We start from the raw sequence: 23,262 nt of genomic DNA, 5'->3' as shown, positions 1-23,262 counted from the left end.
GGGCTCACAGCGCGGGCTGCTCCGGGACGACAGTTTCTCGAGCCGCAGACTTCTTGCGGCGCAGCAGCACCCGCCGCGACCCATCGGTATAGAGCCGCACGCGGGTCAGCTCCCATCCGCGGTATTCTGCCTCGATCGACAAGCGGGTCGAGGCGTTGATCCGCGTCAGATCGGGCGGCAGCCGCAACGGAATCCATTCGTAATCGTCGGACAGATCAGCCGCAATCACGTCCGCCCAGCCCTCGGGCATCCGGCCGCGCTGCATCGTCGTCACGAGCCCACCGCCGCACCCGGGATCACCTGCACGCCCGCCCCTGAGCCCGACACCACGTACAGGGTGCCGGAGGATTCATCGAATACCAGGGAGTTCGGCTGCTGCACGGTTCGATAGCGCACCTTCTCGACGGGGATGCCGGTTGACAGATCGTAGCCAACCACAGCGTTCGACGCAGTCTGCGACACCCAGGCCAGCGTCGGAGTTCCGGCCAGACCATACGGCGCGTCCCGCACCGGATAAGCCTGGCGAAGGATCAGCGGGTCGAGGCCGTACACCAGTAGCTGGCCGCCGCGAGTGTCGGCCACCAAAACCCTGCCCGCGTCGTCCGCCGCCATCGTGGTCGCGCCCTCGCCGGCGCGCAGTGCGTGCTCACCCTCGGCGCCGTCTTCAGACAGAGCGGTGACGGATGTCTGCCCACGGTCCAGCACCACCGCGGTATTTCCTTGTGTGACAAGGTCATCCACTCGGGCGAAGATCTTCAGCTGCGCGCCGACAGCGGTGTCGGAGCTCAACGTGAAGACGGTGCCGTCGGCGCTGCCGAGTACCAATTTGCCGTCCTCGCGGCGCGCTATCGCGGTGAAGTCGGTGTCCTGCTGCCCGTCGACATCGACCAGCGTCGCGGTGTCCTCGACGAGGTCGACCCGGAAATAGCCTCCGCGCGTCGTTACGTACAGCAGACCTTCGTCGTCTCCGGTCATCGCGGTGCCGTCTCCCGGCAGGGGTACCGCCCGGGAGCCGTCGAACTCGCCGAGGACTGTGACCACAGACTCCTCGGCGGATTTCGGGCTGAGCACGGCCAACGACGCGGTTCTCGCGTCGAATATCGCGGCGATCGCATGCTCGGGCAGCGGCTCCACCGAACCGTCCGGTTTTCCCGCCGCCGCCGGCGACACCGCGGCCTGAGCAGGGGTGATAGTCGGCGGAGGCGCATCGGATGGGGTCGACGCGCACGCCGAGATTCCGACGGTTGCGAGCCCGATAGCCAATAAACGAAGAATCTGATCTTGGCTGTTTACGCGAATCGGCAAGGGGTAGCTCTCGGACGTGCGAATTGATCTTCTCTCGACCTGCAGTCTAGGCAGATCCCGAAGCGAGATATTGCGGGCAGCTTCCCGCGCCCGCCTGTCTCACCGGCATGAGTAGAGTTATGGTCAATGTCATGACCCTTGCCGCAGACCGGGAACTGGGAAGCCAAGAGTTTGCTATCGAAGACATTTCCACTGGTGTACACGCTAGTGGGTTTGGCCAAGTTGGCGACGGCCGGAGCTTTTCATTTCACGTCGAACGCCAGTCACTGATGATCGAGGTGTACCGCCCACGGCTGACCGGGCCCGTCCCGCAGAGCGAGGACATCGTCGCGGTCGGCACCCGCAAGCTCATCGACATCGACCTCTCCGACAGGCGAAGCCTGGCGGCGGCGGTCCGTGACGCGGTGGCGGCAGCGCAACCGGTGCGACCCATCCGCTGACACCGCCCCCCGGTACGGTCGTCGTCGTGACGGACGTAGCGGCGATGTCGTGGGTCCAGGTGATCGTTCTCGCGATCCTGCAGGGCCTGACGGAGTTCCTGCCGGTGTCGTCGTCCGGACACCTGGCGATCGCGTCGCGGGTCTTCTTCACCGACGACGCCGGCGCCTCGTTCACCGCGGTCACCCAGCTCGGCACCGAGGTGGCGGTGCTCATCTACTTCGCACGTGACATCGCCCGCATCATCAAGGCGTGGTTCAACGGCCTCTTCGTGACCGCCCACCGCACCGCCGACTACTGGCTGGGCTGGTGGGTCATCATCGGAACGATCCCGATCAGCGTGCTCGGCCTACTGTTCAAAGACCAAATCCGAACGGGCGCACGCAATCTGTGGTTGATCGCGATAGCGTTGATCGTGTTCTCGGCGGTCATCGCCGCGGCGGAATACTACGGCCGTCAAGCGCGACAAGTCGAACAGCTCACGTGGAAGGACAGCATCATCGTCGGCCTCGCGCAGTGCCTTGCCCTGATTCCGGGTGTGTCGAGATCCGGCGCAACGATCAGCGCCGGCCTGTTCCTCGGCATGGACCGTGAACTCGCCGCACGCTTCGGCTTCCTGCTCGCCATCCCAGCGGTGTTCGCGTCGGGCCTGTACTCGCTACCCGACGCGTTTCATCCGGTCGGCGAGGGAATGAGCGCCACCGGCCCACAGCTGTTGGTCGCGACGGTGATTGCGTTGGTCGTCGGCTATGCCGCCGTCGCCTGGTTCCTGCGCTTCCTCATCCGACACAGCATGTACTGGTTCGTCGGATACCGCGTGCTGCTCGGCACCGTCGTGCTGATCCTGCTCGGCACCGGGGTGGTGTCGGCGGTATGACGGTCATCCTGCTGCGCCACGGGCGGTCGACCTCGAACACCGCCCACACCCTCGCCGGCCGCAGCGAGGGTGTCGACCTCGATGAAAAGGGCCAGGAACAGGCTGAAGGTCTGATTGCGCGCATCGGCACTCTGCCGGTCCGCGCGATCGTGCGATCACCGCTGCTGCGGTGCGAACGCACTGTCGCGCCGCTGGCTGCCGTGCTGGGCCTCGATCCCGTCGTCGACGAGCGCATCTCCGAGGTCGACTACGGCGCGTGGACGGGGCGCAAGATCGGCGAATTGGTCAAGGAGCCGCTGTGGGCGGTTGTGCAGCAGCAGCCCAGCGCGGCGGTGTTCCCAGACGGCGAAGGACTCGCCGCGGTCCAGGCGCGCGCTGTGGGCGCGGTACGAGAGCACGACCGGCGGCTGGCCGAACAGCACGACGGTGACGTGTTGTGGATCGCCTGTACGCACGGCGACGTGATCAAGGCCGTCGTCGCCGACGCGCTGGGAACGCATCTCGACAGCTTCCAGCGGATCACCGCGGACCCCGCCTCGATGAGTGTGATCCGTTACACGGCGATGCGTCCGTTCGTCATCCACGTCAACCACACCGGTGATCAACTGACCGCCGGCCTGCTGGCAAAACCGCCGAAGGACGGGGCCCAGGAGGCGTCCAAGGACGGTGAGGTGCCACCCGAAGACGCGGTCGTGGGTGGCTCGACCGACTGACCGGTGAACCCCCGGGATTGCGGCTGACGCGGCCGTTACCGGTATTTTGGAGATGCCATGGCCCGCGCTATTCACGTCTTCCGAACACCCGACCGCTTCGTGGCCGGGACCGTTGGGCAACCGGGAAACCGGACCTTCTACCTGCAGGCCGTTCACGACAAGCGGGTGGTGTCGGTGATCCTGGAGAAGCAGCAGGTTGCGGTGCTCGCCGAACGTATCGCCGCGTTGCTGCTCGAGATCAACCGGCGATTCGGCACGCCGGTGCCGCCCGAGACCGGCGAGGTGGACGACCTGAGTCCGCTGATCACCCCGGTGGACGCCGAATTCCGGGTCGGGACCATGGGGCTCGGCTGGGACTCCGAGGCGCAGACCGTCGTCGTCGAACTGCTCGCGGTGTCCGAGACCGAGTTCGACGCGTCCGTGGTGCTCGACGACGCGGAAGACGGCCCCGATGCGGTGCGGGTCTTCCTGACGCCGGAATCCGCGCGTCAGTTCGCGACGCGCTCCAACCGGGTCATCTCGGCGGGCCGTCCGCCATGCCCGCTGTGCGACGAACCGCTCGATCCCGAGGGCCACATCTGCGTACGCACCAACGGTTATCTGCGTGGCGCCATCACCGGTTCCGACGATGACGCCGTCGAGTAGCGGATCGGACTCCGCTCGTGAAGCCAACGAGGTGCTGCGGCGCGGTGAGCTGACCGTCATCGGACGCATCCGCTCCGCAAGCAACGCCACCTTCCTGTGCGAGGCGCATCTCAATGAGCGGCAAGCGCATTGCGTCTACAAGCCGATCAAGGGGGAGGCGCCCCTTTGGGACTTTCCGGACGGGACGCTGGCCGGTCGCGAACTCGGCGCGTACCTCGTGTCGGACGCGCTGGGGTGGAACATCGTGCCGTACACCATTATTCGAGATGGCCCCGCCGGGCCGGGCATGTTGCAGCTCTGGGTCGACCAACCAGGCGAGAGCCTCGGAGAGGTCGGCGATGAACCCGAAGCGGGACCGGACCTCGTCGACCTGTTGCCCGCCGGGCAGATTCCGCCGGGCTTCCTGCCGATCCTGCAGGCCTACGACTACGCAGGCGACGAGGTGACGCTGGTGCACGCCGACGACATCCGGCTACGCCGGATGGCCATCTTCGACGTGCTGATCAACAACGCCGACCGCAAGGGCGGCCACATCCTGTCCGGAGTCGACGGGCATGTGTACGGCGTCGACCACGGCGTCAGCCTGCACGTCGAGGACAAGCTCCGAACGGTGCTGTGGGGCTGGGCGGGCAAGCCGGTGGATGAAGAGAGCCTGGAAGCCGTCGCCGCTCTGCGTGACCAGCTGGCCAATGGCTTGGCGGACACACTCTGTGCGCACATCACCGAACGTGAGATCGCCGCCCTGAAAGCGAGAACTGTTGCACTGATTGATGATCCGGTGATGCCCACCCCGGACCGACGGCGCCCGATACCGTGGCCGGCGTTCTAGTCCACCCGGCGCGTGCGACGAGTCTGAGGATTCCAACGCGGTGCCGAGTCGAACCTTCATGATCTACTGAGCCGGTGAGTGCGACCGATGCGGCGCTTGCTGCCGAGGTAGCCAAGGACGCCGGCGAGATGCTGCTGGGGGTGCGTGAGGAGATCGGCTTTTACGATCCCTACGAACTGGGCGACGAGGGCGATAGGCGCGCCAACACCTTGATCCTCAACCGGCTGCGGGCCGAGCGTCCCGACGACGCGGTGCTGTCCGAAGAGGCGGCCGACGACATTTCCCGTGTTCAAGCCGAACGCGTCTGGATCGTCGACCCCGTCGACGGCACCCACGAGTTCTCGATGCCCGGCCGAACCGACTGGGCCGTGCACATCGCACTGTGGCAACGCAACGACGGCCCGAACGGCGGCGGCATCACCGACGCCGCGGTCGCCCTGCCCGCCCGCGGCGAGGTGTACCGGACCGACACGGTGGTCCCTCCGCCGCCCCGTGCCGAGGGGCCGATCCTCATCACGGCCAGCGCCAACCGTCCACCACCGGTGCTGTGGTGGCTACGGGACCGGCTCGACATCAGGCTGGTGCGGATTGGGTCGGCAGGCGCCAAGGCCATGGCCGTGGTCCGCGGTGACGTCGACGCATACCTGCACGCCGGCGGTCAGTGGGAGTGGGATTCGGCGGCACCCGCCGGCGTGGTGGCGGCGGCCGGCATGCACGCGACCCGCCTCGACGGCTCGCCGCTGATCTACAACCGGGCCGACCCGTACCTGCCTGACCTGCTGATGTGCCGGGCCGAGTTGGCCGATGTGCTGCTCGAAGGCATCCTGTCGGCCTACCGCAACCGCTGAGGCGGGAATGAATCGGCCGCACGCGGTGTCCAATTCCGTGATGCCTAGAGTCGACGCTATGAATTCGTGGCCCGCGCCGACCGTCCCGGTCCTTAACGGCCGCGGTCCGCAGCTACGGCTCTACGACAGCGCCGACCGGCAGGTGCGCCCCGTCACCGCCGGCGAAGTCGCCACCATGTACGTCTGCGGCATCACCCCGTACGACGCCACCCACCTGGGCCACGCAGCCACCTACCTGACGTTCGACCTCGTCCACCGGGTGTGGCTGGATTCGGGTCATCAGGTGCACTACGTGCAGAACATCACCGACATCGATGACCCGTTGTTCGAGCGGGCCGAGCGCGACGGCATCGGCTGGCGCGAGCTGGCCGACCGCGAGACCGAGCTGTTCCGCGAGGACATGGCGGCGCTGCGGGTACTACCGCCACACGAGTATGTGGCCGCCACGGAGGCGATCGCCGAGGTCATCGAAGTGGTCGAGAAGCTGTTGGCCGCGGGCACGGCCTACGTCGCCGATGACGCCGAGCACCCCGACGTCTACTTCCGCGCCGACGCCACACCGCAGTTCGGCTACGAGTCGGGATACGACCGCGACACCATGATGCGGTTGTTCGCCGAACGCGGCGGCGACCCGGATCGCGCGGGTAAGGGCGACGCGCTGGACGCGCTGTTATGGCGGGCGCAGCGGCCCGGCGAGCCGAGCTGGCCGTCGCCGTTCGGCGCCGGACGGCCGGGCTGGCACGTTGAATGCGCCGCGATCGCGCTGAGCCGCATTGGCACCGACCTGGACATCCAGGGTGGTGGTTCCGATCTGATCTTCCCTCACCACGAATTCTCCGCCGCGCACGCCGAATCCGTCACGGGGGAGCGGCGATTCGCCCGTCATTACGTGCACGCAGGCATGATCGGGTGGGATGGGCACAAGATGAGCAAGAGCCGGGGCAACCTGGTCTTGGTGTCCCAGTTGCGCGCAGACGGCGTCGATCCCGGGGCGATCCGACTTGGGCTGTTCGCGGGTCATTACCGCACCGATCGCTTCTGGAGTCCTGCGGTGCTCGACGAGGCGAATGACCGGTTGCAGCGCTGGCGACGCGCGGTGGCCCAGCCCGCGGGGCCCGACGCCGCCGACGTGGTGGCCCGGGTTCGACGCTATCTGGCTGACGATCTCGACACCCCGAAAGCCCTTGCCGCACTTGATGGCTGGACGACCGACGCGCTTACCTACGGCGGTCACGACCCGCAGGCGCCGCAGGTTGTGGCCGATGCCGTCGACACGCTGCTCGGTATAAAGCTGTAGGCCCGCCAAACGCGGCGCAGCGCAGAGTACGTTTGACCGACATGAGTTCAGTCAACGGAAAAGTCGTCCTCATCACCGGTGGCGCCAACGGCATCGGCGCGGAGGTGGCCCGACGCCTGCACGACAAAGGCGCCAAGCTGGTACTGACCGACCTGGACAAAGACCTTCTCGAAGGCGTGGCGGCCCGGTTGGGCGGCGATCGGGTGCTGACGGCTGTCGCCGACGTGCGCGATCTGGCCGCCATGCAAGCCGCCGTCGCCGCGGGCGTGGAGCGGTTCGGCGGGATCGACGTCGCAATGGCCAATGCGGGAATCTCGACCGTCGGATCCCTGCTCGCCGTCGATCCGGATGCGTTCAAGACCCTGATCGATGTGAACGTCGTCGGGGTGTTCAACACGGTGCGCGCGGCGCTGCCGTCGGTGATCGAGCGACGCGGCTACGTCCTGATCGTGTCGTCGGCGGCCGCGTACGCCGCTGCCGCGGGCATGGTGCCCTATGACACTTCCAAGGCCGGCGTCGAGCACTTCGCCAATGCGCTGCGGTTGGAGGTCGCACATCTTGGGGTCGCCGTCGGGTCGGCACACATGTTGTGGATCGACACCCCTCTGGTGCGCGAGGGCAAGGCCGACTCGGAGGCGTTCCGGGAGATGCTGCGCAGACTGCCCGGCCCGTTGGGTAAGACCACATCGATCGAGAAGTGCGGTGAAATCTTCGTGGCGGGCATCGAGGCGCGCAAGCGCCAGATCAACTGTCCCCGCTTCGTCGGCCTGTTGCGCTGGTTGAAACCACTGCTCTCGTCCCGGCTGGGCGAACCGCTCACCCTGAAGCATGTTCCGGAGCTGTTACCGAAGATGGATGCTGAAGTCGCGGCGCTCGGCCGGAGTTTCAGTGCACGTACCGAGGCATTGGAGAAGTAGTGCTGCGTTACCTCGCAATCGTCGTCGCATCGCTGATGCTGTTGGTGGGCTGTAGCACGAAAAAGGACGAGGAGGCCGCGACGTCGACTCCGCCACCGGCGCCGGCCACCGTTACACCCGAGCAGACCCGTGCGATCGCCAAGGAGGCCTACATCTACGGCTTCCCGATGGTCGACAACTACCGGGTGATGTACTCCTATTTCGTCAACAAGGAGGATCCTGAGTACAAGGGCGGTTGGAACGAAATACACAACAGCGCACAGGTTTACACGCCTGCGGACAAGGCGATCCAAACGCCGAACTCCGACACACCGTACTCCGCCGTCGGCGCCGACCTGCGCGCCGAACCACTGGTGCTCACGGTTCCTCCCATCGAGCAGGACCGCTATTACTCTCTTCAGTTCACGATCTCTACACCTACAACATCGCCTACGTAGGGAGCCGAACGACGGGTAACGGCGGAGGGAAATACCTTCTGGTAGGCCCGAACTGGCAGGGCGAGAAGCCCGAGGGCATCAACGAGGTGATCAGATCCGACACCGATCTCGCCATGGTGCTCTACCGCACTCAACTGTTCGGCCCGTCCGACATCGACCAGGTCAAGAAGATCCAGGCCGGCTACCAGGTGGCGCCACTGTCGGTGTTCCTCAACCAACCATCACCCGCGCCTGCCCCGCCGATCGACTTCGTGCCGCCCCTGACCCGCGATCAGCAGAAGACCTCGCCGCAGTTCTTCGAGATCCTGAATTTCCTGCTTGGATTCGCGCCGACGCCGCCGTCTGAGCAGGAGTTGCGCGCCCGGTTCGCCACCATCGGGATCGGACCCGACGGCAGTTTCGACGCCGACAAGATGACGCCGGAGACGAGATCGGCGATCGAGGGCGGAATGGCCGACGCCTGGGCCGAATTCGACACTTTCAAGAAGGACAAGCTGGATACCGGCCAAGTGACATCGGGTGACATCACCGGCAACCGGGAAACGATTGGCACGAACTATCTGTATCGGATGGCCGCCGCGGTGGTCGGTATCTACGGCAACTCCAAGGACGAGGCGATCTATGTGGGTGCGTTCAACGACTCCACGGGTGCGCCGTTGACCGGAGCCAACAACTACACCTACCGGTTCGCCAAGGATCAGCTGCCGCCGGTCAACGCATTCTGGTCGTTGACCATGTACGAGCTTCCACAGAGCCTGCTGGTCGAGAACCCGATGAAGCGCTATCTGATCAACTCGCCGATGCTGCCCAGCCTCGTGCCCGACGCCGACGGCGGCTACACGATTTACATCCAGAACTCGTCGCCGGGAATCGAGAAGGAAGCCAATTGGCTACCGGCGCCCCAGGGCCCGTTCCAGATGGTGCTGCGGTTGTACTGGCCGAAGCCCGATGCGCTCAACGGAACCTGGAAACCGCCACAACCCGTGAAGACCTGACCCACCCACCGCCGAAATCAGGTTCTGACCTCACCGGAGATCAACCCCGAAAACCCGGCCCGCGACGGCGCAGATAGCGCTCGAACTCGGCGGCAAGGGCGTCGCCGTCGATCTTGCCGATCGCCTCGTGCATGTCGACTTCCGCGTCGCCGCGTTCTTCCAGCGACTGCACGTATTCGGCGATGTCGTCATCCTCGGAGGTCATTTCGGTCACCGCCAATTCCCATTCCTCGGCCTGCGTCGGCAGGTCGGCGAGTGGCACCTCGATGTCCAGGACGTCCTCGACGCGGCGCAACAGCGCGACGGTGGCCTTGGGGTTCGGCGGCTGCGACACGTAGTGCGGGACGGCGGCCCAGAACGTCACCGCGGGAATGCCGGCCTGCACACAGGCGTCCTGGAACACCCCGGCGATGCCCGTCGGCCCCTCATAGCGCGTCTCCTCGAGGCCGAACGCCTTCGCCGAGTCGGGGGAGTAGGCCGCTCCCGACACCGGAACCGGGCGCGTGTGTGGGGTGTCGGCCAGCAGCGCGCCGAGGATGACGACTGTCTGCACGTTGAGCTTGTCCGCGATCGCCAGCAACTCGGCGCAGAACGTGCGCCAGCGCATATTGGGCTCGACGCCATGCATCAGCACGATGTCGCGGTCCGAGCCGGGCGGACGGCAGTGCGAAATTCGCATCGACGGCCACACCAGCTCGCGGGTCACCCCATCGACCTGCCGGATCACCGGCCGGTTGACCTGGTAGTCGTAGTACGCCTCGTCGTCGATCTCCACAATCGGCTCGGCTTCCCAGATCGCGTCCAGGTGCTCCAGCGCATCGCTCGCGGCATCCCCGGCATCGTTCCAGCCCTCGAAGGCCGCGACGACGATTGTGTCGCTCAAGTCGGGCAGGTTCGGCGTCACCAGGCCAGCGTAAGCCCTGTGTGGTGGCTTGGAGCGGCATCGCCACACGGGCTGAATCGGCGGCGGCCCGTCGAGGCGAAATACGCTGGACGGCAATCTGGTTAATGTTGATACTTAGGCCATCGCCATAAGCTCCACGAGCTGCCGACCACGGCGATGAGTTGGGCGTCCAGACGTCGATTGGGTGACGGCGTAGACTTTTCTGGTCGAGAGGCGTTGCAACGGTTCCGGGTCATTGCCGGATTCCGCCACGCTCGGCGAAGTCAAGGACGCCTTCCGTTACGGAAGGAGTGCATTGTGGCCGCCCCGGAAAGCGTCTCCGAGTCGAAGACCTTCACGCCGAACGTCCGCCCCGACTGCACCGAAGAACTCACGGCTGCTCTGCGCCAGCGGATCATGGTCATCGACGGCGCGATGGGGACGGCGATCCAGCGGGACCGGCCGGACGAGGCCGGCTACCGCGGCGACCGGTTCACGGAATGGCCGACTGCGCTTCAGGGCAACAACGACCTGCTCAACCTGACGCAGCCCCAGATCATCGAGGGAATCCACCGCGAGTACCTCGAAGCGGGCGCCGACATCCTGGAGACCAACACGTTCAACGCGAACGCGGTCTCGCTCGCCGACTACGACATGGCCGACCTGAGCTACGAGCTGAACTACGCGGGCGCCGCGCTGGCCCGCAAAGCCGCCGACGAGTTCAGCACCCCGGAAAAGCCACGCTATGTCGCGGGCGCCCTGGGGCCCACGACACGCACGGCGTCGATCTCACCGGACGTCAACGATCCGGGAGCCCGCAACGTCTCCTACGACCAGCTGGTCGCGGCCTACCTCGAAGCTGCCAACGGCCTGGTGGACGGCGGTGTCGATATCCTCATCATCGAGACGATCTTCGACTCGCTGAATTCCAAGGCGGCGGTGTTCGCCGTCGAGACGCTGTTCGAGGAGCGCGGGCGCCGTTGGCCGGTGATCATCTCGGGCACCATCACCGACGCGTCAGGGCGGACGTTGTCCGGTCAGGTCACCGAAGCATTCTGGAACGCGATCAGACACGCCAAGCCCATCGCGGTCGGCCTCAACTGTGCCCTGGGGGCACCGGAGATGAGGCCCTACATCGCCGAGATGTCGCGGATCGCGGACACCTTCGTCTCCTGCTACCCGAACGCGGGACTGCCCAACGCATTCGGCGAATACGACGAGTCTCCGGAACGGCAGGCCGGCTACATCGCCGACTTCGCCGAGGCTGGTCTTGTCAACCTGGTCGGTGGTTGCTGCGGGACGGCGCCGCCGCACATCGCCGAGATCGCCAAGGTCGTCGAGGGCAAACCGCCCCGCGAGTTGCCCGAGATCCCGGCGGCTACCCGGCTTTCGGGGCTCGAACCCCTCAACATCACCGAAGACTCCCTGTTCGTGAACATCGGTGAGCGCACCAACATCACCGGCTCCGCCCGGTTCCGCAACTTGATCAAGGCCGAGGACTACGACACCGCGCTATCGGTCGCCCTGCAGCAGGTCGAGGTCGGTGCACAGGTCATCGACATCAACATGGACGAGGGCATGATCGACGGCGTCGCCGCGATGGACCGGTTCACCAAGCTGATCGCGGCCGAGCCGGACATCAGCCGGGTCCCGGTGATGATCGACTCCTCCAAGTGGGAGGTCATCGAGGCGGGCCTGAAGAACGTTCAGGGCAAGCCGATCGTCAACTCGATCTCCATGAAGGAGGGCGAGGAGAAGTTCATCCGCGAGGCACGGCTGTGCCGCAAGTACGGCGCCGCCGTCGTCGTGATGGCCTTCGACGAGCAGGGTCAGGCCGACAACCTGGAGCGCCGCAAGGAGATCTGCGGGCGCGCCTACCGGATCCTGACCGAAGAGGTCGGGTTCCCGCCCGAGGACATCATCTTCGACCCGAACTGCTTCGCGCTGGCGACCGGCATCGAGGAGCACGCGACCTACGGGATCGACTTCATCGAGGCCTGCGCCTGGATCAAGGAGAACCTCCCCGGGGTGCACATCTCGGGCGGCATCTCGAACGTGTCGTTCTCGTTTCGCGGCAACAACCCCGTGCGCGAGGCCATTCACGCGGTGTTCCTGTTCCACGCCATCAAAGCCGGCCTGGACATGGGCATCGTCAACGCCGGCGCGCTGGTGCCCTACGACTCGATCGACCCCGAACTGCGGGACCGTATCGAGGACGTGGTCCTGAACCGTCGCGAGGACGCGGCCGAGCGGCTGCTCGAGATCGCCGAGCGGTTCAACACGAAGAACTCGGGCGAAGGCGACGATAAGACCGCCGCCGAGTGGCGCAGTCTGCCGGTGCGCGAGCGGATCACGCACGCTCTGGTCAAGGGCATCGATGCCCACGTCGACGACGACACCGAGGAGTTGCGCGCCGAGATCGCCGCCGCGGGTGGCCGCCCTATCGAGGTGATCGAGGGCCCGCTGATGGACGGCATGAACGTCGTGGGTGACCTTTTCGGCTCGGGCAAGATGTTCCTGCCGCAGGTCGTGAAGTCGGCGCGGGTGATGAAGAAGGCCGTCGCCTATCTGCTGCCGTTCATCGAGGCGGAGAAAGAGGAGGCCGGGACCACCGGCACCAAGGACACCAACGGCACGATCATCATGGCGACCGTGAAGGGCGACGTCCACGACATCGGCAAGAACATCGTCGGAGTCGTGCTGCAGTGCAACAACTTCGAAGTGATCGATCTCGGTGTGATGGTGCCTGCCCAGAAGATCCTGGATGCGGCGAAGGAGCACGACGCCGACATCATCGGCTTGTCCGGCCTGATCACTCCGTCGTTGGACGAGATGGTCAACTTCGCCGTCGAGATGGAACGCGAGGGGCTGGAGATCCCGCTGCTGATCGGCGGCGCGACCACCTCCCGCGCCCATACGGCGGTGAAGGTGGCGCCGCGTCGCAACGGGCCGGTGGTCTGGGTCAAGGACGCGTCCCGCTCGGTGCCGGTCGCCGCGGCCCTCCTTGACGACAAGCAGCGTCCGGCTCTGCTGGAGGCCACCGAGGCCGACTACGCCTCCCTGCGCGAACGGCACGCCCAGAAGAACGAGCGGCCGATGCTGACGCTGGAAAAGGCGCGCGCCAACCGGACGCCGATCGAGTGGGACGGCTACACGCCGCCGGTGCCCGCTCAGGGCCTCGGCGTTCGGGAGTTCTGCGACTACGACCTCGCCGAGCTACGCGAGTTGATCGACTGGCAGCCGTTCTTCAACGCCTGGGAGATGAAGGGCAGGTTCCCCGACATCCTCAACAACCCGGCGTCGGGCGAGACCGCCCGCAAGCTCTACGACGATGCCCAGCAGATGCTCGACACCTTGATCAAGGAGAAATGGCTGACCGCCAACGGGGTGATCGGGTTCTTTCCGGCGAACGCCGTGGGCGACGACATCGAGGTGTACACCGACGACACCCGCACCGAGGTGCTCACCACGTTGCGCAACCTTCGACAGCAGGGCGCGCATCGCGACGGCGTCCCGAACAAATCGCTGGGGGACTTCGTCGCCCCGAAAGAATCGGGTCTCCGGGACTACATCGGTGCCTTCGCCGTCACCTCGGGGCTCGGCGGCCAGGAGAAGATCGCGGAGTTCAAGGCGGCCCTCGACGACTACAGCGCGATCCTGCTGGAGTCGCTCGCCGACCGACTGGCAGAAGCCTTCGCCGAACGCATGCACCAGCGCGTCCGTAAGGAGTTCTGGGGGTTCCAGCCGGACGAGGAGCTGGACAACGACGCACTCATCGCCGAGAAATACGTGGGAATTCGCCCCGCCCCCGGCTATCCCGCCTGCCCGGAGCACACCGAGAAGGCGACGCTGTGGGAGCTGATGGACGTCAAGGAACGGACGGGCATCGAGCTGACGGAGTCGATGGCGATGTGGCCCGGTGCCGCCGTCAGCGGCTGGTATTTCTCGCATCCGCAGTCGCAGTATTTCGTGGTCGGCCGGTTGGCTCAGGATCAGGTCGCCGACTACGCGAAACGTAAGGGCTGGACCTTGAAGGAGGCCGAGCGTTGGCTGGCTCCCAACCTGGGCTACAACCCAGAGGACTGAGCCCTGGCTCGTCGAGCACTTCTCGGCCGCTGACATCGCTATCCACTTTCCGCAGAGGGCTTCTCGCATTTTCTCTGCGAAACGTAGAAAGCGATGGGCACTCAGGCTACCCGGTAAGGGCACGAATATCGTTGGCGCCCTAGCTGATCAGATGGTCCACGACGCGGCGACCGATGCTTCCTGTTGCCCCGGTCACAAGAATTCTCATGAATTTCACCGTTCGTGTCACCCATGACAGAATTCGAAACATGCGTGCGGTGCTGTTCGACATGGATGGGACCCTCGTCGACTCCGAAAAACTCTGGGACATTTCACTGACGGCGCTGTACGAACGCCACGGCGGCATCATGACACCCGAGGTGCGGGCATCGCTGGTGGGCGGCTCGGCGGAGGACACGATCCAGACGGTCTACACCGACCTCGGTCTCGCCCTCGATCCGGACGCGATGGCCGAATCCATCCGCTGGCTGCACGACTACACCGGAGAGTTGTTCGACGGCGGGCTGCCGTGGTGCGACGGCGCGCACGAACTACTGGAAGCCCTTGCTGCCGAACGCATTCCGATGGCTCTGGTCACCAACACCCAGCGACAGCTGACCGAGCGCGCTCTCAACAGCATTGGTAAACACTACTTTTCGGTGTCGGTCTGCGGCGACGAAGTGCCGAGGGGCAAGCCTGCCCCGGACGCCTATCGGCGAGCGGCCACGCTGCTCGGGCTGGAGCCGTCAGCGTGCCTGGCGGTCGAAGACTCGGTCACCGGCACTGCCGCTGCGGAGAGCGCGGGATGCCCGGTGCTGGTGGTACCCAATGACGTCGAGGTGCCCGCAGGAGGGCGCCGGGCGCATGTGAGTTCGCTGGCCGGGGTCGGCGCCGGCGATCTTCGCGAGGTCTATGACCGCCTCAACCGCGGCATCGGAGAACGCTCAGCGTAAGTCCGCCCGCAGCGCGCTTGCCAGTGGTAAGACGGGGGTACTCACGTGACCCGGATCACGCAACGCTGCGAAAGGGACGCACATGGCAGGCTCCAATGCCCCCGCTGGAGACGAATCCGCACTACCTATCGCCGACAATGACTTCTCGTCGGGCGGCACCGCGGTCCGAATCGCGTCGGTCGCCGCGCTGGGAGGGCTGCTGTTCGGCTACGACAGCGCAGTGATCAACGGTGCGGTCGACTCGATCCAAGAGGATTTCGGCATCGGCAACGCCGAACTCGGCTTCGCGGTGGCCTCGGCGCTGCTGGGGGCCGCGGCAGGAGCCATGACCGCCGGACGGATCGCCGACTGGATCGGCCGCATCGCGGTCATGAAGATCGCGGCGGTGCTGTTCCTGGTCAGCGCCTTCGGAACGGGCTTTGCGCATGAGGTGTGGTCGGTCGTGCTGTTCCGCATCGTCGGCGGCATCGGCGTCGGCGTTGCCTCGGTCATCGCGCCGGCCTATATCGCCGAGACTTCGCCACCGCGAATCCGCGGCCGACTGGGGTCCTTGCAACAGCTGGCCATCGTGTTGGGCATCTTTGCGTCGTTCGTCGTCAACTGGCTGCTGCAGTGGGCAGCGGGCGGCCCGAACGAGGCGCTGTGGTTCGGGCTCGACGCGTGGCGCTGGATGTTCCTCGCAATGGCGGTCCCTGCCATCGTGTACGGGGTGTTGGCGTTCACCATTCCCGAGTCACCGCGGTATCTCGTTGCCAGCCACAAGATTCCGGAAGCACGCAGGGTGCTGACCATGCTCCTCGGCGAGAAGAACCTGGAAATCACGATCGATCGCATCAGGGAGACGCTGGAGCGCGAGGACAAGCCGTCGCTGCGCGATCTGAAGAAGCCGACGGGCGGCATCTACGGCATCGTGTGGGTTGGCCTCGGTTTGTCGATCTTCCAGCAGTTCGTCGGGATCAACGTGATCTTCTACTACTCGAACGTGCTGTGGCAGGCCGTCGGGTTCAGCGCCGACGAGTCCGCGGTCTACACCGTGATCACGTCGGTCATCAACGTGTTGACAACGCTGATCGCCATCGCGCTGATCGACAAGATCGGGCGCAAGCCGCTGCTGCTCATCGGATCGTCGGGCATGGCGGTCACGCTCATCACGATGTCCGTCATCTTCGCCAACGCGACCATCGGCCCCGATGGCAACCCGAGTCTGCCGGGAGCCTCCGGGGTGATCGCATTGATCGCGGCCAACCTGTTCGTGGTGGCGTTCGGCATGTCGTGGGGCCCCGTCGTCTGGGTGCTGCTCGGCGAGATGTTCCCCAACCGCATCCGCGCCGCAGCGCTCGGCATCGCCGCGGCAGGCCAATGGGCCGCCAACTGGCTCATCACGGTCACGTTCCCCGGGTTGCGCGAGCATCTCGGACTGGCCTACGGGTTCTACGGCCTGTGCGCCGTGTTGTCGGGCCTCTTCGTATGGCGATGGGTGATGGAGACCAAGGGCGTGTCGCTGGAGGACATGCACGGCGAGATCCTGCATCAGGCGCCACCGAAGGCCGCCACCTGAGCGCGATGACCGCGGCGTAACTGCCGTGACTTTGCTCGCGGCCCCGTGACACAATCGCCTCCCGTGAAGACCTTCGACGCCCTGTTCGCCGAACTGAGCGAGCGTGCTCGCACCCGGCCCGCGGGCAGCGGCACGGTCGCCGCGCTCGATGGCGGCGTGCACGGCCTCGGCAAGAAGATTTTGGAGGAAGCCGGCGAGGTGTGGCTGGCCGCCGAACACGAGAGCGACGAGGCGCTGGCCGACGAGATCAGCCAGCTGCTGTATTGGACGCAGGTGCTGATGATTTCCCGCGGTCTATCCCTCGACGACGTCTACTCCAAGCTATGAGCGACATGTTGCGCGTCGCGGTGCCCAACAAGGGTGCCTTAAGCGAGTCCGCCGCCGAGATCCTGTCCGAGGCGGGCTATCGCAGGCGGCGGGACCAGAAGGACCTGACCGTCATCGACCGGGCGAACAACGTCGAGTTCTTCTTCTTGCGTCCCAAGGACATCGCGATCTACGTCGGTTCGGGTCAGCTGGACTTCGGGATCACCGGTCGCGACCTGGCCGCCGATTCCGACGCGCCCGTGCGGGAGCGATTGGCGCTCGGCTTCGGCAATTCGACGTTCCGATATGCGGGCCCGATCGGCCGGGAGTGGACCGCCGCCGACCTGGCGGGCAAGCGGATCGCGACATCCTTTCCGAACCTGGTACGAAAAGACCTCGTCGCCAAGGGAATCGAGGCAACCGTTATTCGCCTCGACGGCGCTGTCGAGATTTCAGTCCAGCTCGGCGTGGCCGACGTCATCGCCGACGTCGTCGGATCCGGACGGACGCTCGCGCTACACGATCTGGTGGCGTTCGGTGATCCGCTGTGTGACTCCGAAGCCGTGCTGATCGAGGGCGCCGAAGCCGGGAACTCCGCGGCCCGTGACCAACTGGCGGCACGGGTACAGGGTGTGGTGTTCGGGCAGCAGTACCTGATGCTCGACTACGACTGCCCGCGCACGGTACTGGACGAGGCCGCTGCCGTCACCCCGGGACTGGAATCGCCCACCATCGCCCCGCTCGCCGATCCGGCGTGGGTGGCGGTGCGCGCACTCGTGCCACGGCGCGACGTCAACGCGATCATGGACAAACTCGCCGCGATCGGTGCGAAGGCGATTCTGGCGTCTGACATTCGGTTCTGCCGCTTCTGATTCAACAGGTCATCGCACTGCACGCGTGTTAGCGTCCGGGTGTCGTTTTCACCGGTACGGAGGTTGGCATGACGCAGGTCCTCGTCATATTGCTCGCGCTGCTGATCGGCGTGATCGCCGGATTGCGGGCGATGACCGCCCCGGCGGTGGTCGCTTGGGGGGCCATGCTCGGCTGGATCGACGTCGACGGCAAGTGGTCGGAGTGGGTGGCCCATCCGATCACCGTCACCGTCCTGACGATCTTCCTGCTGGTGGAACTCGTCACCGACCAGCTACCGAAGACCCCGAGCCGCAAGACGGCGCCACAGTTCGCCACCCGACTCATCATGGGCGCTTTCGCGGGGGCGGTGATCGGCAGCGCGTTCTTCCACACGTTCAGTTGCATCGGCGCAGGCATCGTCGGAGCGGTGTTGGGCACGCTGGGCGGCGCGGCGGTCAGAACCAAGCTCTACGAAGCCAACAACGGCAAGGACCGGCCGGGCGCGTTCATCGAGGACGTCGTGGCCGTCGGCGGTGGCTTCCTGGTCGCCTTCCTCGTCAGCCTCGTCTGAACCGCGGCCGATGACTGAAAAGTTCGACGCGGTCATCGTCGGCGCGGGCCAGGCCGGACCGCCGCTGGCCGGCAGGCTGACCCAAGCGGGTTACACGGTCGCCGTCATCGAACGCAAGCTCGTCGGCGGCACGTGCGTCAACTCAGGCTGCATTCCGACCAAGACCCTGGTCGCCAGCGCGTACGCCGCCCGCGTCGCCCGCCGCGGAGCCGAATACGGCATCGGCACAGGCGATATCAGCGTGGATATGGCCGCCGTGAAGGCGCGCAAGGACAAAATCGTGGTCGGTGACCGCGAAGGGGTCGAGTCCTGGATCGAGGGGATGGACGGGGCAACGTTGATCCGCGGCCATGCCCGGTTCGAGAGCCCACACACCATCCGGGTGGACGACCGCGTCCTGGAAGCGGACCGGATCTTCCTCAACGTCGGCGGCCGGGCGGTGGCGCCCGACCTGCCCGGGCTCGCCGACATCGACTACATGACCAACGTCGGAATCCTCGAACTCGACACGGTGCCAGAGCATCTGGTGGTCATCGGGGGAAGTTACATCGCCCTGGAATTCGCACAGATGTACCGCCGGTTCGGTGCCCGCGTCACCGTCATCGAGAAGGGGCCACGACTCACCTCCCGCGAGGACGAAGACGTCTCGGCGACCATCAAGGAGATCCTGCAGGCCGAGGGCATCGACGTCGTCGTCGACGCCAGCGACATTCGGTTCACCAAGCGCAACACCGGCTTCGAGGTCACACCGCGCGAGGGAGCCGAACCCGTCGCAGGCACCCATCTGCTGATGGCGGTCGGGCGTCAGCCCAACACCGACGACCTCGGGCTCGAAGCGGCCGGCGTCGAGACGGACCGCCGTGGCTATATCGTCGTCGACGATCAGCTGCGCACCAACGTCGAACACATCTGGGCCATGGGGGACTGCAACGGACGCGGCGCCTTCACGCACACCTCGTACAACGACTTCGAGATCGTCGCGGCCAACCTACTCGACGACGACCCGCGCCGGGTGAGCGACCGGATCACGACCTACGCCCTCTACATCGACCCGCCGCTGGGGCGGGCAGGCCTGACGGTCGACGAGGTGCGCAAGTCAGGACGAAAAGCGTTGGTGGGCAAGCGGCCCATGACGCGCGTCGGCCGCGCCGTCGAGAAGGGCGAGACACAGGGGTTCATGAAGGTCGTCGTCGATGCCGAGACCGAACAGATCCTCGGCGCCACCATCTTCGGGGTCGGCGGCGATGAGGTCATCCACTCGATTCTCGACATCATGACGGCAAAGAAGCCCTATACCGCGATCTCGCGCACGATGCACATTCATCCCACCGTCAGTGAGCTGGTGCCGACGATGCTCCAGGACTTGCAGCCGCTGGACTAGCGGCACGGCCGACGTTGAGCTGTCGCGTGACGTGCGCGACCCGCCAACCGAGATGGCGGCACGTGCGCACATCGGCGGGATGGACTTGATCGGAGTTCGCATCGACATCGGTCTGCGCGCCCGCGCCGAGAAAGAACGCCAGGCGGTTGAGGTCGTGTTCGCTGCCTGCCGAACTGTTCCAGCCAGGTCCCAAACCCAGGTTGACCCAGTGCATGTGATGCTGCGCGGCGAATACCGACAACGACACCAACGTGTTCAGCTTGTCGCCGCTCTTGCCGCCTGAGTTGGTGAACCCGGCCGCGACCTTGTCCCGCCAGATGCCGTCGATGCAGCGGCGCCCGGTCTGTTCGGCGAACGCCTGGAAGGCCGCCGACACGTTGCCCATGTAGGTCGCCGAGCCGAAGACGATGCCGTCGGAGGAGTCCAGGATGTCCCCAGTCCGTTTCGCTCATCCGGTCGACTGGGATCACCGTGACGTCGGCGCCCGCCTCGGTGGCTCCGGCGGCGACAGCGTCGGCCAGGGTGGCCGTGTGCCCATATCCGGAGTGGTAAGCGATCGCCAACGTAGGCGCGGCGATGTCAGAACCGTTGTGTGCCATAGCTATTGTCCCTTCGCGGATTCGGCCACCTCGCGGTAGCGCTGTGCCCAGTCGGGCAGGGAATCACCGGCCAGGTGAGCCTCGAGCCGGTCCAGGTAGGCATGTGTGCCGGGGCGGAATCCCTCTGCGTTGCGGATGCCGAGTCCACGATGGGTGAACCGCAACAGCGTGCCGTCGCCGTCGGCGCTCAGTTCGTACCGCACAACGCTGTCCTCGATGATCCGTTGACGCCATTCGTGTTCGAACACGTGCGGCGGGTCCCACACGCGGATGCGGCCGGTCATCTTCTTGTGTTCAGGTGGCGCCGGGGGGCCGTCGGGCAGCATCTCGATGACACCCCCCTCGCGCGCGTCGATGGTGGTCTGGCCGATCCAATGGTTTCGGTGCTCCGGATCGGTGATCGCGGCCCACACGGCTTCGATCGGAAACGACAGGCGGCGTTCGAACGTCAGCATCGCCCGATCGCCCTCGATCGTCAGTCGTCCCTCACGTTCGTTCACGGCCCCTCCCGATGAGTCGCCTGCAGGTGCCGTTCGAGGGCATCGAGGTGATCGGCCCAGTAGCGGCGGTAGCGGTCGATCCATTCGTCGATCGCGACCAGCCCGTCGGCCCGCAACGCATAGATGCGGCGCTGCGCGTCAGGGCGGACTTCGACGAGGCCCACCTCGCGCAGCACGCGCAGATGGCGTGACACCGTCGGCTGGGTCAGGTCCGGCAGCGTCGCCACGAGCTCACCCGCGGTGCGCTCACCCGCGGTCAGCGCGTCGAGCAGCGCCCTGCGGCTCGGCTCGGCGACGGCTTCAAAGACGTCCATAGGGCAAGTATGGCACTACATCTATATAGATACAAGCGTATGTAACCAGCTCAGGTCCCGGCTGCGGTGACCTTGTCGATGGTGGTCGACCACCACCAGATGACCGGCCCAGTCGGCACGCCAGACCCCGGCGGTATCGGGCCGTACCGTCCAGCACAATGCAGCCGGCTCCCAAAGGAAGTCGTCTTCGACAAGGGCGGTCAAGTGCAGGTCCGCGAGCGCCCACGTGAGATCGAACTGCCACAACAGTTCGGGGTTCATGTCAGTCGCTGAACCAACAGTGTCTGCGCGCAGGTGCCGATGAACCCTTGCTGGTCGAAGAGTTCCGCGGTGGTGACGCCGATCGCGTCGGGCCCGATCGAACCACGGGCCCGAAGCGCGAAGTTCTCGCCGGCAGGCAGCCGGTGCAGGTGGACGACCGTGTCGGTGTTCATGAACATGAACGCCTCCGGGTCCAGTGCGGCGCCCGCGCCGTTCGCCGAGTCGACCACCATCGCGAGCCGCTGCAGCGCCGTCGTCGGCTCCGAATCCACCAGCGGCACAAGGGGACTTATCCACACCACGTTGCCCGTCTCGCCGGTCTCGGGCTGCCGTCGCCAGCTCACCGTCTCGAGATAGCCCGTCGCGCCGACCCAGCTGTGTGGCACTGCCGCGGCCTCACCTTCGAGGAGCGGGGGATAGCGGTCGGTGGCCACGTCGGTCGTGTCGCCCGGGGCCAGCAGCCACGCGGTGACCCGCGCGACCGCGCGATCGGCGCCGTCGGACCTGGCCGCCGACATCTCCGCCATCATCAGCGAGATCCGTCTGCCCGGACGCTCCACCCAGGCTCGCACCTTCACCGAAGCAACGGGAATCGCGCCGAGAATGTCCAGGGTCAGACGTCCGATTCGCAGCCCGGTATCGGCCGCCAACTCCTCGATCAACTTCGTCATCAGCGCGAGAGGCGGTGAGCCGTGCTGGATTTCGGGATCCCAATTGCTCCGGGTGCCGTCGGTGGATTCGAACACCGAGAAGTCCCCGTCGGTGTCGAGCCGACGGTAGTGGCAATCAATCACGCAGCCGACTCCCGGGTGTGCAACACCGTGTCATCATCGCCTTCGTCGGGGACAGTCGGCCAGCCGGGGTACGGAGGTGGCGTGCCACCGAACACCGGGCAATGTGCGTGGTGCGCACACCAGTCGCACATCCGGGACGGGTTGGGACGGAAATCGCCTGTGATACCCGCAGATTGGATCGCCCGCCAGATAGCCATCAACGTCTTCTCGAAGCGCAAGAGCTCGTCGAGATCGGGCGTGTAATCCAGTACCTGACCATCGGCGAGATAAAGCAGCCGCAGCCGCGCGGGCAGAATGCCGCGGGACCGCAGCAGCGCCACGGCATAGAACTTCATCTGGAACATGGCCTTGAATTCGGCCAGCGCCCTGGCCTCTGGTGGCGCCTTACCGGTCTTGTAATCGACGACCCGCAACTCGCCGGTGGGCGCGACATCGATGCGGTCGACGAAGCCGCGCAGCAGCGTGCCGTCCTCGAGTTCGACCTCGACGCGCTGCTCACAGCTCTGCGGGTCGAAGCGAGTCGGATCTTCCAGCCGGTAGTACCCCGACAGCAGTGCCCGCGCCTCCTCGAGCAGTTCGGCGCGCAGCCCAGGTTCGAAATCGTCGGCGAGGTTGGGCCGCTCGGCGACGAGGCGCTCCCACGCCGGATCAACGAGCGTCATCGCCGTATCGGGGACCCGCTCGGCCGCAGGCAGCCCGTACAACTGTTCCAGCGCGGCGTGTACCACCGAACCACGCACCTGCGCGGTGGACGACGGCTCGGGCAACCTGTCGATGGCACGGAACCGGTAGAGCAGGGGGCACTGCTTGAAGTCCGCGGCCCGGGACGGCGAAAGCGCGGGGCGCCGAGAGGCTGTCGACTCCTGCCCGTCGGTCATGAGTCCAGCGTATGGCGACACCCCGACAAAGCCCGGTAGACCCGCG

Annotated in this window: 22 protein-coding genes and 3 pseudogenes; 16 read left to right on the top strand and 9 right to left on the bottom strand. The window is 65.9% G+C overall.

What is annotated here, in order from left to right:
* Window positions 1–4: 4 nt before the first annotated feature.
* Together M1248_RS24280 and M1248_RS24275 are read right to left on the bottom strand one after the other, a co-directional pair.
* Window positions 5–265 carry a DUF5703 family protein gene (locus tag M1248_RS24280; RefSeq protein ID WP_174262224.1) on the bottom strand — a complete coding sequence of 87 codons (261 nt, stop codon included), beginning with the start codon at window positions 263–265 and terminating at the stop codon, window positions 5–7.
* 5 nt (window positions 266–270) lie between these two features.
* On the bottom strand, window positions 271–1,305 hold the full coding sequence (locus tag M1248_RS24275; RefSeq protein ID WP_163727787.1) for a hypothetical protein: 1,035 nt from the start codon (window positions 1,303–1,305) through the stop codon (window positions 271–273).
* A gap of 131 nt (window positions 1,306–1,436) precedes the next feature.
* Between M1248_RS24275 and M1248_RS24270 the strand changes: the two genes are divergently transcribed.
* The 9 genes and pseudogenes from M1248_RS24270 (at window position 1,437) to M1248_RS24230 (ending at window position 9,301) form a co-directional block, all read left to right on the top strand.
* Complete coding sequence (locus M1248_RS24270) at window positions 1,437–1,745, top strand: hypothetical protein (protein ID WP_163727790.1); 309 nt, start codon at window positions 1,437–1,439, stop codon at window positions 1,743–1,745.
* Window positions 1,746–1,789: 44 nt separating this feature from the next.
* Window positions 1,790–2,620, top strand: a complete 831-nt coding sequence (locus M1248_RS24265; RefSeq protein WP_163737091.1) for an undecaprenyl-diphosphate phosphatase — start codon at window positions 1,790–1,792, stop codon at window positions 2,618–2,620.
* Window positions 2,617–3,333: a histidine phosphatase family protein gene (locus M1248_RS24260; RefSeq protein WP_163727793.1), complete on the top strand. Its 717-nt coding sequence runs from the start codon at window positions 2,617–2,619 to the stop codon at window positions 3,331–3,333. The genes M1248_RS24265 and M1248_RS24260 overlap by 4 nt, the downstream gene beginning before the upstream one ends.
* A 57-nt stretch (window positions 3,334–3,390) precedes the next feature.
* The gene (locus M1248_RS24255; RefSeq protein ID WP_083123296.1) at window positions 3,391–3,978 is read left to right on the top strand and encodes a DUF3090 domain-containing protein; all 588 of its coding nucleotides are present in this window, start codon (window positions 3,391–3,393) and stop codon (window positions 3,976–3,978) included.
* Window positions 3,962–4,807, top strand: coding sequence for an SCO1664 family protein (locus tag M1248_RS24250; protein ID WP_174262225.1), 846 nt, complete (start codon window positions 3,962–3,964; stop codon window positions 4,805–4,807). Before M1248_RS24255 ends, M1248_RS24250 begins: the two co-directional genes overlap by 17 nt.
* Window positions 4,808–4,881: 74 nt before the next feature.
* The gene (locus M1248_RS24245) at window positions 4,882–5,655 is read left to right on the top strand and encodes a 3'(2'),5'-bisphosphate nucleotidase CysQ (RefSeq protein WP_163727797.1); all 774 of its coding nucleotides are present in this window, start codon (window positions 4,882–4,884) and stop codon (window positions 5,653–5,655) included.
* A 58-nt stretch (window positions 5,656–5,713) separates the two neighbouring features.
* A complete protein-coding gene (gene mshC, locus M1248_RS24240) occupies window positions 5,714–6,952 on the top strand; it encodes a cysteine--1-D-myo-inosityl 2-amino-2-deoxy-alpha-D-glucopyranoside ligase (protein ID WP_163727800.1) in 1,239 nt (412 codons plus the stop codon).
* A gap of 41 nt (window positions 6,953–6,993) precedes the next feature.
* Entirely contained in the window at window positions 6,994–7,869 is an 876-nt protein-coding gene (locus M1248_RS24235) for an SDR family oxidoreductase (protein ID WP_317149956.1), read from the top strand.
* Window positions 7,869–9,301, top strand: a pseudogene (locus M1248_RS24230) (DUF1254 domain-containing protein). The gene M1248_RS24235 and the pseudogene M1248_RS24230 overlap by 1 nt, the downstream one beginning before the upstream one ends.
* Window positions 9,302–9,341: 40 nt before the next feature.
* On the opposite strand, the gene M1248_RS24225 reads toward M1248_RS24230, so the two are convergent.
* A complete protein-coding gene (locus M1248_RS24225) occupies window positions 9,342–10,208 on the bottom strand; it encodes a PAC2 family protein (protein ID WP_163737097.1) in 867 nt (288 codons plus the stop codon).
* 294 nt (window positions 10,209–10,502) lie between these two features.
* Here M1248_RS24225 and metH point away from each other — a divergent pair, with 294 nt between their 5' ends.
* From metH to M1248_RS24190, 7 genes are all read left to right on the top strand, one after another.
* Entirely contained in the window at window positions 10,503–14,270 is a 3,768-nt protein-coding gene (gene metH, locus M1248_RS24220; protein ID WP_163727806.1) for a methionine synthase, read from the top strand.
* Window positions 14,271–14,518: 248 nt separating this feature from the next.
* On the top strand, window positions 14,519–15,202 hold the full coding sequence (locus M1248_RS24215; protein WP_163727809.1) for an HAD family hydrolase: 684 nt from the start codon (window positions 14,519–14,521) through the stop codon (window positions 15,200–15,202).
* An 82-nt stretch (window positions 15,203–15,284) separates the two neighbouring features.
* A complete protein-coding gene (locus M1248_RS24210) occupies window positions 15,285–16,760 on the top strand; it encodes a sugar porter family MFS transporter (RefSeq protein WP_317149955.1) in 1,476 nt (491 codons plus the stop codon).
* Window positions 16,761–16,805: 45 nt separating this feature from the next.
* Window positions 16,806–17,087 carry a phosphoribosyl-ATP diphosphatase gene (locus M1248_RS24205; protein WP_163727815.1) on the top strand — a complete coding sequence of 94 codons (282 nt, stop codon included), beginning with the start codon at window positions 16,806–16,808 and terminating at the stop codon, window positions 17,085–17,087.
* 5 nt (window positions 17,088–17,092) lie between these two features.
* Window positions 17,093–17,938: an ATP phosphoribosyltransferase gene (gene hisG / locus M1248_RS24200; RefSeq protein WP_163737099.1), complete on the top strand. Its 846-nt coding sequence runs from the start codon at window positions 17,093–17,095 to the stop codon at window positions 17,936–17,938.
* Window positions 17,939–18,006: 68 nt separating this feature from the next.
* Window positions 18,007–18,489 carry a DUF4126 family protein gene (locus M1248_RS24195; RefSeq protein ID WP_163727818.1) on the top strand — a complete coding sequence of 161 codons (483 nt, stop codon included), beginning with the start codon at window positions 18,007–18,009 and terminating at the stop codon, window positions 18,487–18,489.
* A 10-nt stretch (window positions 18,490–18,499) separates the two neighbouring features.
* Window positions 18,500–19,870: an FAD-containing oxidoreductase gene (locus M1248_RS24190; protein WP_317149954.1), complete on the top strand. Its 1,371-nt coding sequence runs from the start codon at window positions 18,500–18,502 to the stop codon at window positions 19,868–19,870.
* Here the strand turns inward: M1248_RS24190 and M1248_RS24185 are convergent.
* From M1248_RS24185 to M1248_RS24160, 6 genes and pseudogenes are all read right to left on the bottom strand, one after another.
* Window positions 19,821–20,469: pseudogene (locus tag M1248_RS24185) on the bottom strand (flavodoxin family protein). The gene M1248_RS24190 and the pseudogene M1248_RS24185 overlap by 50 nt on opposite strands.
* A gap of 2 nt (window positions 20,470–20,471) precedes the next feature.
* Window positions 20,472–20,969 (bottom strand): SRPBCC family protein, encoded by a 498-nt coding sequence (locus M1248_RS24180; protein ID WP_317149953.1) that lies wholly within the window; start codon window positions 20,967–20,969, stop codon window positions 20,472–20,474.
* A complete protein-coding gene (locus M1248_RS24175) occupies window positions 20,966–21,283 on the bottom strand; it encodes a metalloregulator ArsR/SmtB family transcription factor (RefSeq protein WP_317149952.1) in 318 nt (105 codons plus the stop codon). Before M1248_RS24175 ends, M1248_RS24180 begins: the two co-directional genes overlap by 4 nt.
* Window positions 21,284–21,388: 105 nt before the next feature.
* Window positions 21,389–21,544: pseudogene (locus M1248_RS24170) on the bottom strand (DinB family protein); the annotation flags it as partial.
* On the bottom strand, window positions 21,541–22,338 hold the full coding sequence (locus tag M1248_RS24165; protein ID WP_317149951.1) for a thioesterase family protein: 798 nt from the start codon (window positions 22,336–22,338) through the stop codon (window positions 21,541–21,543). The gene M1248_RS24165 and the pseudogene M1248_RS24170, both read right to left, overlap by 4 nt.
* Window positions 22,335–23,216, bottom strand: coding sequence for a RecB family exonuclease (locus tag M1248_RS24160; RefSeq protein ID WP_317149950.1), 882 nt, complete (start codon window positions 23,214–23,216; stop codon window positions 22,335–22,337). Before M1248_RS24160 ends, M1248_RS24165 begins: the two co-directional genes overlap by 4 nt.
* Between the last annotated feature and the right edge of the window lie 46 nt (window positions 23,217–23,262).

Origin of the sequence: Mycobacterium sp. 29Ha (assembly GCF_032883055.1) — a bacterium.
GTDB classification, from domain to species: Bacteria; Actinomycetota; Actinomycetes; order Mycobacteriales; family Mycobacteriaceae; genus Mycobacterium; species Mycobacterium gallinarum.
The sequence above is the reverse complement of the archived record's forward strand: the minus strand, read 5'-3'. Positions and strand labels throughout refer to the sequence as shown.